This is a genomic window from Paraburkholderia sp. FW306-02-B (assembly GCF_058782725.1).
Genome location: NZ_JBYSXZ010000001.1, coordinates 2241633 through 2254718, shown reverse-complemented (window position 1 = coordinate 2254718; position 13086 = coordinate 2241633). Strand labels below are relative to the sequence as shown.

Genomic DNA, 13086 nt, shown 5'->3' with positions numbered 1-13086 from the left:
GTTAGTTGGTGAGATGAAGGCATGATCATAGCTCGCTTATCGAGGTCGGCAACACGTCCGGTCATCACCGGGTCGCGATTTTCCGTTCTCTGAAGCGACCCCAGGTGGGGCTATTCGGTCCAGAATTCAGCAGAGGCACTGTGCGAGTTGCAAGTCACCATGACATTCGATCATGAAGCTGTCCGGACTGTCACCCCTATGCCCAACGGCTGTCCCTTCATGCCAAAGACAACCACCGTTGCGAGGTTCGGCAGGACATTCCCGCCGCATCGGACCTAATGGCCTTGCTAAACTGCCCCATCCCATTCGCCCGGAACACCGCCCGATGAAAGTATTGATTATCGAAGATGACGCGGATATCGCGACCAATCTCTACGACTATCTGGAAAACGGCGGCTATGAGGTCGACGTTACGCCGGACGGCGCGATGGGCCTGCATCTCGCTGTGACGCAGCACTGGGATGCCATCCTGCTGGACCTGTCGCTGCCTGGCTTGGACGGGTTGGCCATCTGCCGCAAACTGCGGGAAGAAGCACGTCGGGACACGCCGGTGCTGATGCTAACCGCGAAAGATACGCTCGACGACAAACTCGAGGGATTCGTTCACGGCGCGGACGACTACCTGGTCAAGCCGTTCTCGCTTAAGGAAGTCGGCGCACGGCTCCATGCGCTGATCAAGCGCTACAAGGGTCAGGTGACGCAAGCGAGCCTGTGTTGCGTGGACGTGCGCTTTGATCTGGCGACGCTCACGGTGGAGCGCGCCGGACGGCCTGTCAAGCTACCGCCGAAGTGCCTGCAACTGCTGCGCATCCTGATGCAATCGCCGAATCGGGTGTTTGGCCGGGCCGAACTCGAGGCCGGGATCTGGGGCGAGCAATTGCCGGACAGCGATACGCTGCGCGCGCACGTCTACACGTTGCGGCGTGCGCTGACCGCCGATGGTGAGGCCGATCTCATTGAGACGGTACACGGTCTGGGCTACCGGTTCGTGGACAGCGATGCAGACGCGTCGTAGTCTGCGCCTGAAGGTCGCGCTGGTCTTTTCCGCGCTGACGATCCTGTTGCTCGTAGGCCAGGCGCTCGGCGTGAAGGCACTGACGGAAGCGCAGGAAGAGTCGCTCATCGCCGCGCTGATCGAGGACGACATGGCGAATCTGCTCCAGAGCTACCGGATGGACCCGACGCTCGTGCCGCCGCTCGATCCGCGACTCGGCGGCCATGTCTCCGCAGGCGGCCGCGCGAGCATCGCGCTGCCCGTGGCGGTCAAGGATCTGCGCGTTGGCACGCATGAAGTCATCGTGGACGACCGTGAAATCCACGTCGCGGTCGCGCTGTTCGGCGATTCGAGGCTATATCGGATCTACGACTTCAGCGCGTATGAGCGGCGTTTCCGGCAGGTGATCGATGCGCTGATGATCGGCACCGGGATGTTTGCGCTACTGGCCTTCTGGCTCGCGTTTGGACTGTCCGGCCTGCTGGTCCGACAGGTTGCCGGCCTCGCCCGCCAGGTCAAGGCACTCAGGCTCGGCGCATCGTCCGCACTCGATGCCGCCAGGTATGACGAAGCGGAGGTCGTGGAGCTGGTCGAAGCGTTCAACGACTATCACGGACGGATGGCACAGATGATTGAGCGTGAGAAGGAGTTCACCGGCAATGTCAGCCACGAATTGCGCACGCCGCTCACAGCGATCAAGACCAGTTGCGAACTCCTCGACCAGGATGAGGCGCTGGGCGCGAAGTCGAGGGCGCGGCTGCGGCAGATCGATCGCGCGGCGCACAGGATGATCGATCTCGTCAACGCCCTGCTGCTGCTCGCGCGCGAAGAATCGTCGGCCGATGTCGGCCCTGTGCGCATCGCAGGCGCCATCGAAGACGCGCTGGATCCGTTTGCCGTCACGCTGACAGGCAAGGGAATCGAGACGAGAATCGACGTCGACAGTCGCCTGCGCATCGAGGCGAATCGGCCCGCACTCGCGATCGTGCTGTCGAATCTGATCGGCAACGCAGTGCGCTACACCGACAGCGGCCACGTCCGTTTCACCTATGCGGACGGCTGGCTGCAGATCGAGGACACAGGCTGCGGCATCCCGCCGGATGCGCTGGCGCGGGTGTTCGAACGGTTGTACCAGGCTAACCCGCCCGAACCCGGCAGACATGGGTTTGGCATCGGTCTGTCGATAGTCAGGAAGATCTGCGATCGCTACCACTGGTCGATCAGACTCGATAGCGAGCCCGGGAAAGGAACGCGCGTGTCCCTGCACCTGCCGCCGCTCGACTGAGATCTGTCCGGCACGGCGGTACGGCCAGGCTGGAATTCCGTTATCCGCACTGGGCAGGCCGGAGACCACGGCGGACATGGCCGCGTTTCGGACTACTGGCGGTGAGCGAGATCGGCACGCCGATTGATTGCCCAGGAGGCCTCGTCATGCCCGGTGGCCGCCGGCTTTTCCTTACCGAAACTGATCGCCTCGATCTGCGAATCGGGAACACCGAACAGGAGCAGCACGCGGGGCGAGCTTCACACCCGAGCGACATGCGCCCAGTATTCCGACTGGCAGATTCCAGGACGATCGCATCCATCGCGGCCTCACTTCTGCACCGTCGAGGGGTAGCCCGCGTTCGTGGTCGCCCTGGTCAGAGCGTCGGGCTGGGCCTTGGCGGGGTCATAGGTGACCGTGGCCGTCTTCCTGTCGAAATCGACCTTGACGGTGCTCACGCCGGGTACTTTTTCAAGCGACTTCCGGACCGTGACCGGACAGAGTTCGCACGTCATGTTCTTCACGTCGAGCGTGACGGTTTTCGGCGCGACGGCCAGCGCCAGAAGCGGCAAGGCGGCAAGCGCGGTAATCAGCAGTTTGCGCATGGAAACCTCCTTTCAGGAGAGCAGTGGAGCCAGTGACGGCACGGCCAGCAGTCCGAGCAGCAGGACGGTAACGATCCAGAACGTCGTCCGTCGTCGCTTCAGCACGCGCGGATCGACACAGGGTGCGCCCGGCGCACAGACCTGCGGCACCAGGTAGAGCCCGCGGAAGGCCAGGCCGAGAAACAGCAGCGTGAGCCCGATGAAGATGGGCCGGTAAGGCGCCATCTCCGTCAGGCTGCCGACCCACGTGCCGCCGATGCCGAGCGCCAGCAGCACGAGCGGTGCGACACAGCACACCGACGCACCGATGGCGGCCAGTACGCCGGCGATCAGTGAACCCTTTCCGGTGAGCGGCGTCATGTCCCTCTCCTTGAAGCGGTTTGCCCGCGTGCGTCCCCAGTTTCCGTGGCGTCGCCAACCTTCCGGGCTTCGGCCCGGGCGCACCTTCACCAACCGTCGCTGTCCCGCGGTCTCATCCCCGCAGCGCCACCCAGCCGAACAGCCGACGCCCATACAGGCCGCTGAGGGCCGGCAGCAGCGCCGCCACGCCGGCATTCCACATCAGGATCATGACCGTCGCATCGAGCGGATGGAGCAGCGACAGAGCGGCCGCGGTCATCGCGGCAACCGCAAGGCTCGCCGTCATCACGACAGGCGTCGGAGCCAGACGCGCCACGTACCGCAGCATGATGAGCATCGCCAGCGACAGCGGGATACCGGTGATCGCGAGCGTCGCAAAGCAGCGCGCGGTTTCGCCCGGCGAAATCCCGTCCGCCCCGATGCTCACCCAGTTCGTCAGACAGCCATAACCGATCGTGGACATCCACACCATCACGGCGGGTGCAGGCAGCCATAGCCACCGTCGCGAGCGGCCCGGCACGCTCGCAATGAACGACGCCGTCGAGGCGAGCGCGGCGGTGAGCAGGGCTGCCACCACGCCAACGACAAAGGCGGGTTGGCGCAGCTTGAGTATGAGATCAGGCCGCACGCCGTGCACGAGCGCAACCAGTGCCAGCAACAGCGCCGCAAACAGCAGCCAGCACAGGGCCCGCGTCACAGGCGGTCGCAGGCGTCGCACCGGCTTCGCGTCTGCGACCAGCGAGTCGATCAGTTCAGAGGTTGAAGTCATGGCCGGCCACCCCGCTTTTCTATCAACCGGCGCAGATTCTTCACGGCCCGATGCGTGGCCACTTTCAGCGCCGCCACAGACATGCCGCTCGCGGCAGCGGCTTCCTTCAACGACATTTCTTCCAGTTTCAGCATGCGTATCGCGTCCCGTTGTCCGGCCGGCAGGTGCTCGACAGCGTCACGCAACATACTGGCATCCACCGCCTCTTCCTGTAGATTCGCTTCAGCAGCCTGAAAGGTTTCATGGTCCGGATCGAACGGTGCCTCGCGCACGCCCTGACGCCCCTGACGCCGCAGCCCGTCGACGATGCGCCGGTTGGCGATGGTGATCAGCCAGGGGCCGAACGGAAGGACCGGATTGTATGTCTGACGTACCGTGTGGACGGTCAGAAGAATGTCCTGAACCGTGTCTTCGACGTCGCTCCGGTTGGCGATATGGCGTGCCGCGAGCGCCCGTAGATACGGCGTGATCGCTTCGAGAAGACGCCGGTACGCGTCCCGGTCGCCCGACTGTGCGTGAGCCATCAGGATCGACCAGTCGAGCGTGCCGTCGGAGCGCGTCTCCGACGTTTCGGGAGGGTGATCGGCCTGGGCCGCATCGTGAGCATTCCGTACGACACTCAGCGTCGGGCCGGGGCGGTGCATTCTGGAGGACATGTACGAATTCTGCACGTTTGGCCGGGTGCCTGCGTGAATATAAATTTTGCGTGCGGCGTAACCTTTGCCCGTCGTCCGGCGAATCTTCCTGCAGGTTGCGATTCTGCGACCCCAACCTCAGGAGGATGCAAAATGAGCAAGCAACTGGGTAAGCCGCTACTGGCCGCTTCGACCCTGTCCGCCGCGATCGGTCTCGCGCTTGCGATGCAGGCGTTGCCGGGACAGGCGCAGGAGATGAAGGACATGAGCAAGATGCCGCAGGTTGTCCAGGACAACATGATGCGGATGCAGAAGAACAAGCTGGAAAAATGCTACGGCGTCAATTCGGTCGCGAAGAACGACTGTGCCGAGGGCGCCCATTCGTGCGCAGGCCAGGCCACTCAGGCGCGCGATACGAAGTCCTTCGTGCTGCTGCCGGCGGGTGACTGCTCGAAGATTCAGGGCGGCAAGTTGCAGGCAAGCTGAGCGGCCCACACTGATGAGCATTACCGTGCCCCCCGCGCTGGAAGCCTCCAGCCCGATTCCGGTGAAGGCCGGTATCGGGCTGCGCTTTCGCCATCACCAGCCGGTGCTCGACACGCGACCCGCGGTCGCCTGGTTCGAGGTGCATACCGAGAACTACATGGGCGGCGGTAGCGCACCTCAATCCCTGGACACGATTCGCCGCGACTATCCGGTGTCGCTGCACGGCGTGGGGTTGTCCCTCGGCAGCGCCGACGGGCTCGACGCGGCACATCTGGCCCGGGTGCGCGGTGTGGTCGAGCGGGTCGAACCCGGGCTCGTTTCCGAACATCTGGCGTGGAGCGTGGCCGGCGGCACGTATCTGGCCGACCTGTTGCCGCTGCCGATGACTGAAGAAGCGTTGAGCGTTGTCTGCCGGCATGTCGACGAGCTGCAAACGTGCCTCCGCCGACGCATCCTGGTGGAGAACCCATCGACCTATCTGCGCTTCACGCATTCGACGATTCCAGAATGGGAATTCCTCGCCCAGGTCGCACAGCGCACCGGTTGCGGCATCCTGTGCGACGTCAACAACATCTACGTAAGCGCCTGCAATCACGGCTGGGATGCGATGACCTACCTCGATGCGTTGCCGCCGGCCTCGATCGGCGAAATCCATCTCGCCGGGCACAGCGTCCGGCAGCTCGATAACGGACAGACGCTGCGCATCGACGACCACGGTTCACGCGTTGTACCGCAAGTCTGGGCGCTCTACCGCGAGGCGCTCGAGCGCTTCGGGCCGGTTCCGACGCTGATCGAATGGGATACCGACGTACCGCCGATCGAAACCCTGATCGAAGAGGCCGTCCTCGCCGAGACGGAACTGGAAAGGCAACGCCATGAACACGGACACGCCAGCGCTGCTTGAGTTGCAGCGCGCGATGCAGCGAAGCCTGCTCGACCGCGCTGACGGCGACGCGTCGGCCTGGGTGATCGCCGACGGCCTGGACGCCGGCGCACGGCTCGGCATTTACCGCAATACCTGCGCCAGCGTGCTCGCCACGGCCCTTCGCCTGGTCTTCCCGGCGGTGCAGCATCTGGTCGGTCCGGCGTTTTTTGAGGGCGCTGCGGGGTTATTCGTGGCAGAGGCTCCACCGCGCAGTGCGTGGCTGGATGAGTACGGTGCGGGATTTCCGGATTTTCTGGACCGGCTGCCGCAAGCGGCGTCGGTGCCTTATCTCGCCGACGTGGCACGCCTGGAATGGCACGTCAACCTCGTCCTCCACGCGCCAGATGCCCCGCCGCTCGATATCGCGCGCCTGACGGCACTGGGCGAGGCCGGGCCGGCGCAATTGCGCTTCCAGTCTCACCCGGCGGTGCGACTGCTGCGATGTGAATTCCCGGTTGACGTCATCTGGCATGCGGTACTGGAGCGCGACGACCGGGCCATGGCAGCGGTCGATCTCGCGGAAGGGCCCGTCTGGCTGCTCGTTCACCGAACGCGGAGCGGCATCGAGGTGGTGCGTCTGGGCGAGTGCGAATGGCGCTTTACCGCAGCGCTGTGTTCGGGAAAGTCGTTATCCGCAGCGCTGGAAGAGGCGCCATGCGACGACGCGTATACCGTGCTCGCCACGCACCTGGCGCGCGGATGCCTTGCGGACGTTAGCGCGGTTCCAAGGGCAGTTGCACGCGAAATACGGAGGACCCGCACATGACACGCTCTGATCAACCCGTCACCCTGCCGCCGGTCGACAGCAGTCAAATCATGCGTCTTGTCAGATGGCTCGAGCGCGTGCCCTACGCCCTGCTCGCCATCCCGTTGCGAATGGCGGTTGCGACCGTCTTCTGGAACTCCGCGATGACCAAACTGGCGAACTGGGAGAGCGCTCTTGCCCTGTTCCGCGACGAATACAGATTGCCGCTCCTGCCGCCGGAACTGGCCGCTTACATGGCCGTGTCGATCGAGTTGTCGACACCTGTCCTGTTGATACTCGGCCTGGCTACCAGGCCCGTTGCATTTCTACTTCTGGGGATGACCAGCGTCATCGAGATATTTGTCTATCCCCAGGCATGGCCCACCCATATCCAGTGGGCTGCCATGCTGCTGGTGCTCTTATGCCGCGGTGCCGGAAGCTGGTCCGTCGACCATTGGCTACGACGGCGCTGGATCGGCTAATTCGCCACAGACGTACCGACTTCACACCGAATTAACACCTACTTGACGAAAATTTCACAGGCCGTTGCGTAGCATCCACGTCTGTCGCCATCTCGACAGATGGCCAACAGACCCCTGGATATTGCTATGCGCCGCTCGTTGCTGCTCGCCTGCCTGATGCTGACGGCGATGCTGACGGGATGCGCGACTTACCACCCGCAGCCCATCGCGCCGACGCAACTCGCCCAACGCTTCGAGGAGCGGACGCTTGCGAGCGCCGGACTGCGCGCGTACCTCGCGCGACAGCTCGGGCACGATATCGATCCGTGGCCTCTGCCGCGCTGGAACCGCGGGATGCTCACGCTCGCGGCTGACTACTACAGCCCGGTCCTCGATATCGCGCGTGCGCAATGGGGCACCGCCCAAGCGGGCATCGATATCGCGGGCGCGATTCCGAACCCGGTGCTGCAACTGCCGTTCCAGTACGCGACGCCGAACCCGGGGCCCGGTGCGCCATGGGTCGTCGGCCCCGCGCTCGACATTCCGATCGAGACCGCGCACAAGCGCGGCTACCGGATCGACCAGGCGTCGCACCTGTCTGAAGCCGCGCGCCTCGCCATCGGCAACGAGGCGTGGAAGGTGCGCGCCCAGGTGCGCGACGCGCTGCTTTCGCTCTACGCCGCCCGGCAACACACCGCGTTCCTGTCGCGCAAGGCGGACGCCCAGCAGCAGATCGTCGCGATGGTGACGAAGCGCCGCTCGGTCGGCGAAAACGCCGGACCCGACGTCGATGCGGCGGTGCTCGCAGCCACCCAGGCACAGGCCGATCTTGCCGCTGCGCGCAGTGCCGCGCAGGACGCGCGCGCGCAACTGGCGACGGCGATCGGCGTGCCGCTCACCGCGCTCGAGGACATCCAGTTCGATGGCGAGGCGTTCGTCATCGCGCCACCTGCGCCCCCTGCCGCTGACGCGCAGCGCGAGGCGGTTTTCCATCGCCTCGATCTGCTGGCATCGCTCGCCGAGTATGCGGCTGCCGAATCGGCGTTGCAGCTCGAAGTCGCGAAGCAATATCCGGACATCCATTTCGGACCCGGCTACACCTACGACACCGGTACGCACAAGATCGCGTTTGGCCTCGCCGGCATCACGCTGCCGGTCTTCGACCAGAACCAAGGTGGCATCGCGCAGGCGGAGGCGAAACGCAAGGAGGCGGCCGCGCGCACCGCAGCGTTGCAGGACACGATTTTCAACGACCTCGACCATGCACTCGCCCATTACCAGGCAAGCCTCGATGCCGTGCAGCTCTCCGTCACACACCTGGCAACCGCGCGAAAGCAGCTGGACAGCCAGGCCGCCGGCTTCACGGCCGGCACCAGCGACCGCCTGACGTTCACGCAAGCCAGGGCGGACTACGAAGCGAGCGAGATCGCCCATCTGGACGCCGTGGTCGGCGCCCAGCAGGCGGCCGGCGCACTCGAAGACGCGCTGCAGCGGCCGCTCGCACCGGAGAGCGCCAACCCCACCGTGACCCAGCAAGAGATATCCCGATGAAACGCACATTAGTCATTCTTTCGGTTGTCTCCGTGCTGCTGGCGGCCGGCGCCAGCTGGTTCATCTACCAGACACTCGTTGCCAGTCAACCGAGGCCGGGCGCACCTGGGCAGGCCGCCGCCCAGCCGTCCGTGCAGACGGTGAACGGCGAAACGGTGGTCGTCGTCGCCCCCGACGTGCAGCGTGCCAGCCACATCGATGTCGCGCCGCTCGCGGTCGTCGCCATCCAGCCCGAGAACACCGCATACGCGACGGTGGTCGACCTGCAGCCGCTGTTCGATCTGCGCAACCGGCTCGCGGCCGCGCGGGCGGACGACGACACGTTGCGCGCACAGGCCGGCAATTCGCACGCGCAATACGAGCGTAGCCGCGTGCTGTTCGACGACGATCGCAACGTCTCGCAGAAGAGCCTGCAGGACGCGCGAGCGGCTATGCAGGGCGATCAGGCGAAGCTGCAGTCGGCCGAAGCGGCGCAAAGCGGGCTGGACGCGACGATGCGGCAGCAGTTCGGCGATGCGCTCACGAGCGCCGCGATGGCGCCGGCCTCGGATCTGTTCCAGCGCCTGCTCACCGGCCGCGCGGTCGTATTGCGCGTGACGCTGCCCGCCGGCTACAGCGGCGCCCCGCCCGAGCGCATCAAGGTCGACGCGCCGGACGGCCAGCCGGTCGCGGCACAGAAACTCTCTGCCTCGCCGCAGGGCGACCCGGCGGTCCAGGGCAACCCGTATTTCTACGCGGCCGGGCGCGCGTTGCCGGTGGGAACGCGCACCGCCGCGCATGTGCCGGCGTCGAACCGGAGCGTGTCCGCGCTTGTGATTCCCGAACCTGCCGTGATCTGGTACGGCGGACAGCTATGGGTCTATGTGCGCACCGCCCCCGATCGCTTCACGCGACGTTACGTGCCGGACGCCTCTTCCAGCGATCAGGGCTTCGTCGTGACCGATGGTTTTCACGCGGGCGATGAAGTGGTGATGCATGGCGCGCAACTGCTGCTCTCCCAGGAACTCCGGCCACAGGGCATCGCGACGGCGTGCAAGGATCCGCCGGAGTGTGACGACTGATCCGCAGATCGGCTGGCCTGCCTCGGGCTTGCCCACTTCACCCGCACCGCACACTTCTGGCCGCCGATGCTCAACGCCATCATCCGATTCTCGCTGCGCTTTCGCGGTGTCGTTTACGCGCTGGCAGTGCTGCTGGCCGGCTATGGCCTCTATACGCTCACGCGCGCGAAGCTCGACGTGTTTCCGGAGTTCGCTCCGCCGATGAGCATCGTGCAGACCGAGGCGCCGGGCCTCACGAGCGAGCAGGTCGAGACGCTGGTGACCCAGCCGGTCGAAAACGCGCTTGCCGGCATGGTCGGCCTGCAGTCGATGCGTTCGAAGTCGCTGCAAGGCCTGTCCGCGATCACGGTGGTGTTCGACGGTCATGCGAACCTGCTGCAGGTCCGGCAACTCGTGTCCGAGCGCGTCAACGCGCTGGCCGCGACGCTGCCTGCGGGCGTGCAGCCGCCGAGGCTGCTGCCGCTCACGACCACGACGAGCGTGGTGCGCACGATTGGCCTGACCTCGAAAACCCGCTCGCTGATGGATCTGTACGACATCGCGCAGTGGACGGTCAAGCCGCAACTGTTGAGCGTGCCGGGCGTCGCGGACGCCATCGTGTTCGGCGGCGACACGCGGCAGCTGCAGATTCAGGTCGATCCGGCCAGGCTGATGCGCTACGGGCTGTCGATCCAGGACGTGATCGCTGCGGCCCGGACGTCAACCGGCGTGCGCGGCGCGGGCTTCATCGAGAGCGCGAATCAGCGCATCGCCATCAATACTGATGGACAGATCCGGACACCCGACGCCATGGCCGGTGTGGTCCTGCGCGGGAGCAATGGCGCAGCCGTGCGGCTCGGCGACGTCGCGACCGTCACCTGGGGCAGCGCGCCTCCGGTCGGTGCCGCATCGATCATGGGCACGCCCGGCGTGATGCTGGTCCTCGAAAGTCAGTACGGCACCAACACGCTCGCCGTCACGAAGGACATCGAGAAGACGCTCGCCGCGCTCAAGCCGGCACTGACCCAGCAAGGCGTCGACCTGAACGCCGACGTGTTCAGGCCGGCCAACTTCATCGACGCGGCGGTCGGCCACCTGCGCACGGCGCTGCTGGTCGGCGCGGCGCTGGTGATCGCGGTGCTGTTCCTGTTCCTGCTCAATGTCCGGACCGCGGTCATTTCAGCCGTCGCGATTCCGCTCTCGCTGCTGGTCGCGATCATCGTGCTGACGTCGTTCGGCGTGAGCCTGAACACGATGACGCTCGGCGGCCTCGCGATCGCGCTCGGCGAAGTGGTCGACGATGCGATCATCGACGTCGAGAACATCTACCGGCGGCTGCGCGAGAACCGCACCCGGCGCGAGCCGATGGCGGCGTTCCGCGTGGTGCTGCGCGCCTCGCTCGAGGTGCGCAGTGCGGTCGTGTTCGCCACCTTCATCGTGATGCTGATCTTCCTGCCGGTGCTGACGCTCTCGGGGATAGCCGGCAAGCTGTTCGCACCGCTAGGCGTCGCCTACATCCTCGCGGTGCTGGCGTCGCTCGGCGTCGCGCTCACGCTCACGCCGGCGATGGCGCTCGCGTTGCTGACACGTGGGCCGCTGCCGGCTCACGAGCCGCGCCTGCTCACGAGGCTGAAGGCGCGCTACGCCGCCTTGCTGCTGAAGGTCGAGCAGCGCGTGAAGACAGTCATGGTGGTGGTCGCCATAATGTGCGTGGCGGCGCTGGCCGCGCTGCCGTTTCTGCGCGGCAACTTCATTCCCGAGTTGCGCGAGGGGCACTACATCGTGCACATGGGCCTGGCGCCTGGCACGTCGCTCGCCGAATCGATGCGCATCGGCACGCAGGTTTCGCAGGCGCTGATGCACCTGCCGGGGGTGCGGCTGGTCGCGCAGCGCGCCGGCCGGGCGAACGAGGTCGTCGATCCGGTCGGCGTTCAGTTGAGCGAGTTCGAGGTCGACCTCACGCCGATGAGCGCGGCCCGGCAGAGCGCGATCTTGCGCAGTATCCAGGTTGCGCTCGCCCGCTTTCCCGGCCTCACGACCTCGGTCAACACGTTTCTTGTCGAACGGATCGACGAGACCATTTCGGGTGTGACGGCGCCCGTCGCGGTCAACGTGTTCGGCGACAACCTCGATGTGATCGATCGCAAGGCGCAGGACATCGCCCGGCTGCTCGGCACGATCCGCGGCGCCGCGAGCGTGCGGGTGGAATCGCCGCCGGGCATCCCGGAGCTCGACGTCAGACTGAAGCCCGACCAGTTGAGCCGCTGGGGCTTCCGGCCCGTCGACGTGCTCGATGCAATCCAGGGCGCCTGGCAGGGGAGCACGGTTGCGCAAACCTACGAAGGCAGCCGGCCCTACGACGTCACCGTGATTCTCGCGCCCGATGCGCGCCGGAATCCGGGCGACGTCGGCGCGCTGATGCTGCGCAATCCGGATGGACTGGCGGTGCCGTTGCGCGCCCTGGCGAGCATCGGCCAGGTCTCCGGCCGGTATCAGATCACGCACGACGGCGGTCGCCGGATGCAGACGGTCTCGGTCAATCTCGGCAGCCGTGCGGTGAGCGATTTCGTGAGCGAAGCGCAGGCGCGCGTGAATCGCGACATCGTGATGCCTAAAGGCACGTACGCGGTGTTCTCCGGCGAAAGCGAAGCGCGCACACAGTCGCAGCGCGATCTGCTCGCGTATGGCGCGATGTCCATCGTAGGCATCGCACTGCTGCTGTTCCTCGCGATGAAGAGCCGGCGCGGTGTCGTGCTGGTGATGGTGAACCTGCCGTTCGCGCTGGTGGGTGGCGTGTTCAGCGTGCTACTGACCGGCGGCGACCTCTCGCTGGGCGGCATGGTGGGTTTTATCACCCTGTTCGGCATTTCGCTGCGCAACTCGATCATGCTGATCAGCCATTATGAGCATCTGGTGCATGTCGACGAATTGCCGTGGGGCATGGAGACGGCCGTGCGTGGCGCGTCCGAGCGGCTGATACCGATCCTGATGACGGCGCTCGTGACCGGGCTCGCCTTGCTGCCGCTTGCACTGACCAGCGGCGCGGCCGGCAACGAGATCGAGGGGCCGATGGCGATCGTCATTCTTGGCGGACTGACCACCTCCACGATCCTGAACCTGGTTGTCCTGCCGACGCTTGCGCTGCGCTATGGCCGCTTCGAGCGCGACACGCTGGCGGAACCGTAAGAAACCTTCAGCCGCCACATCGAGCCGGTGATCCATGCACTTTCGCAAACGCCGCACTTAACCGG

13 protein-coding genes and 1 pseudogene are annotated in these 13086 nt (G+C 65.6%); 9 read left to right on the top strand and 5 right to left on the bottom strand.

Features of this window, described 5'->3' with window-relative positions:
• Positions 1-325: 325 nt before the first annotated feature.
• Both AC3WOG_RS09945 and AC3WOG_RS09940 read left to right on the top strand, forming a co-directional pair.
• Positions 326-1015: a response regulator transcription factor gene (locus AC3WOG_RS09945; protein WP_492577820.1), complete on the top strand. Its 690-nt coding sequence runs from the start codon at positions 326-328 to the stop codon at positions 1013-1015.
• Entirely contained in the window at positions 999-2279 is a 1281-nt protein-coding gene (locus AC3WOG_RS09940; RefSeq protein ID WP_492577819.1) for a sensor histidine kinase, read from the top strand. Before AC3WOG_RS09945 ends, AC3WOG_RS09940 begins: the two co-directional genes overlap by 17 nt.
• A gap of 92 nt (positions 2280-2371) precedes the next feature.
• Here AC3WOG_RS09940 and AC3WOG_RS09935 read toward each other — a convergent pair.
• The 5 genes and pseudogenes from AC3WOG_RS09935 to AC3WOG_RS09915 all read right to left on the bottom strand — a co-directional run.
• Positions 2372-2509, bottom strand: a pseudogene (locus AC3WOG_RS09935) (OmpA family protein); the annotation flags it as partial.
• A gap of 78 nt (positions 2510-2587) precedes the next feature.
• Positions 2588-2863 (bottom strand): mercury resistance system periplasmic binding protein MerP, encoded by a 276-nt coding sequence (merP, locus tag AC3WOG_RS09930; protein ID WP_492577818.1) that lies wholly within the window; start codon positions 2861-2863, stop codon positions 2588-2590.
• Positions 2864-2875: 12 nt separating this feature from the next.
• The gene (locus tag AC3WOG_RS09925; RefSeq protein WP_492577817.1) at positions 2876-3223 is read right to left on the bottom strand and encodes a mercuric transporter MerT family protein; all 348 of its coding nucleotides are present in this window, start codon (positions 3221-3223) and stop codon (positions 2876-2878) included.
• A 112-nt stretch (positions 3224-3335) separates the two neighbouring features.
• Positions 3336-3992 carry an NrsF family protein gene (locus AC3WOG_RS09920; protein WP_492577816.1) on the bottom strand — a complete coding sequence of 219 codons (657 nt, stop codon included), beginning with the start codon at positions 3990-3992 and terminating at the stop codon, positions 3336-3338.
• Positions 3989-4648, bottom strand: a complete 660-nt coding sequence (locus AC3WOG_RS09915; RefSeq protein WP_492577815.1) for a sigma-70 family RNA polymerase sigma factor — start codon at positions 4646-4648, stop codon at positions 3989-3991. Before AC3WOG_RS09915 ends, AC3WOG_RS09920 begins: the two co-directional genes overlap by 4 nt.
• 132 nt (positions 4649-4780) lie before the next feature.
• Between AC3WOG_RS09915 and bufA1 the strand changes: the two genes are divergently transcribed.
• From bufA1 to AC3WOG_RS09880, 7 genes are all read left to right on the top strand, one after another.
• Positions 4781-5113, top strand: coding sequence for a BufA1 family periplasmic bufferin-type metallophore (gene bufA1, locus AC3WOG_RS09910; RefSeq protein ID WP_492577814.1), 333 nt, complete (start codon positions 4781-4783; stop codon positions 5111-5113).
• 13 nt (positions 5114-5126) lie between these two features.
• Complete coding sequence (gene bufB, locus AC3WOG_RS09905; RefSeq protein WP_492577813.1) at positions 5127-6017, top strand: MNIO family bufferin maturase; 891 nt, start codon at positions 5127-5129, stop codon at positions 6015-6017.
• The gene (locus AC3WOG_RS09900; RefSeq protein ID WP_492577812.1) at positions 5989-6804 is read left to right on the top strand and encodes an HvfC/BufC N-terminal domain-containing protein; all 816 of its coding nucleotides are present in this window, start codon (positions 5989-5991) and stop codon (positions 6802-6804) included. The genes bufB and AC3WOG_RS09900 overlap by 29 nt, the downstream gene beginning before the upstream one ends.
• A gap of 50 nt (positions 6805-6854) precedes the next feature.
• The gene (locus AC3WOG_RS09895) at positions 6855-7265 is read left to right on the top strand and encodes a DoxX family protein (protein ID WP_492579762.1); all 411 of its coding nucleotides are present in this window, start codon (positions 6855-6857) and stop codon (positions 7263-7265) included.
• Positions 7266-7391: 126 nt separating this feature from the next.
• Complete coding sequence (locus AC3WOG_RS09890; protein ID WP_492577811.1) at positions 7392-8795, top strand: TolC family protein; 1404 nt, start codon at positions 7392-7394, stop codon at positions 8793-8795.
• Positions 8792-9856, top strand: coding sequence for an efflux RND transporter periplasmic adaptor subunit (locus AC3WOG_RS09885; protein WP_492577810.1), 1065 nt, complete (start codon positions 8792-8794; stop codon positions 9854-9856). Before AC3WOG_RS09890 ends, AC3WOG_RS09885 begins: the two co-directional genes overlap by 4 nt.
• A 66-nt stretch (positions 9857-9922) precedes the next feature.
• Positions 9923-13021: an efflux RND transporter permease subunit gene (locus AC3WOG_RS09880; RefSeq protein WP_492577809.1), complete on the top strand. Its 3099-nt coding sequence runs from the start codon at positions 9923-9925 to the stop codon at positions 13019-13021.
• Positions 13022-13086: the final 65 nt, after the last annotated feature.

Bases quoted from the DNA above. Each gene is read 5' to 3' on its own strand.
- AC3WOG_RS09945 (WP_492577820.1), top strand. From the start codon at position 326: ATGAAAGTATTGATTATCGAAGATGACGCGGATATCGCGACCAATCTC.
- AC3WOG_RS09940 (WP_492577819.1), top strand. From the start codon at position 999: ATGCAGACGCGTCGTAGTCTGCGCCTGAAGGTCGCGCTGGTCTTTTCC.
- merP (WP_492577818.1), bottom strand. From the start codon at position 2,863: ATGCGCAAACTGCTGATTACCGCGCTTGCCGCCTTGCCGCTTCTGGCG.
- AC3WOG_RS09925 (WP_492577817.1), bottom strand. From the start codon at position 3,223: ATGACGCCGCTCACCGGAAAGGGTTCACTGATCGCCGGCGTACTGGCC.
- AC3WOG_RS09920 (WP_492577816.1), bottom strand. From the start codon at position 3,992: ATGACTTCAACCTCTGAACTGATCGACTCGCTGGTCGCAGACGCGAAG.
- AC3WOG_RS09915 (WP_492577815.1), bottom strand. From the start codon at position 4,648: ATGTCCTCCAGAATGCACCGCCCCGGCCCGACGCTGAGTGTCGTACGG.
- bufA1 (WP_492577814.1), top strand. From the start codon at position 4,781: ATGAGCAAGCAACTGGGTAAGCCGCTACTGGCCGCTTCGACCCTGTCC.
- bufB (WP_492577813.1), top strand. From the start codon at position 5,127: ATGAGCATTACCGTGCCCCCCGCGCTGGAAGCCTCCAGCCCGATTCCG.
- AC3WOG_RS09900 (WP_492577812.1), top strand. From the start codon at position 5,989: ATGAACACGGACACGCCAGCGCTGCTTGAGTTGCAGCGCGCGATGCAG.
- AC3WOG_RS09895 (WP_492579762.1), top strand. From the start codon at position 6,855: ATGCGTCTTGTCAGATGGCTCGAGCGCGTGCCCTACGCCCTGCTCGCC.
- AC3WOG_RS09890 (WP_492577811.1), top strand. From the start codon at position 7,392: ATGCGCCGCTCGTTGCTGCTCGCCTGCCTGATGCTGACGGCGATGCTG.
- AC3WOG_RS09885 (WP_492577810.1), top strand. From the start codon at position 8,792: ATGAAACGCACATTAGTCATTCTTTCGGTTGTCTCCGTGCTGCTGGCG.
- AC3WOG_RS09880 (WP_492577809.1), top strand. From the start codon at position 9,923: ATGCTCAACGCCATCATCCGATTCTCGCTGCGCTTTCGCGGTGTCGTT.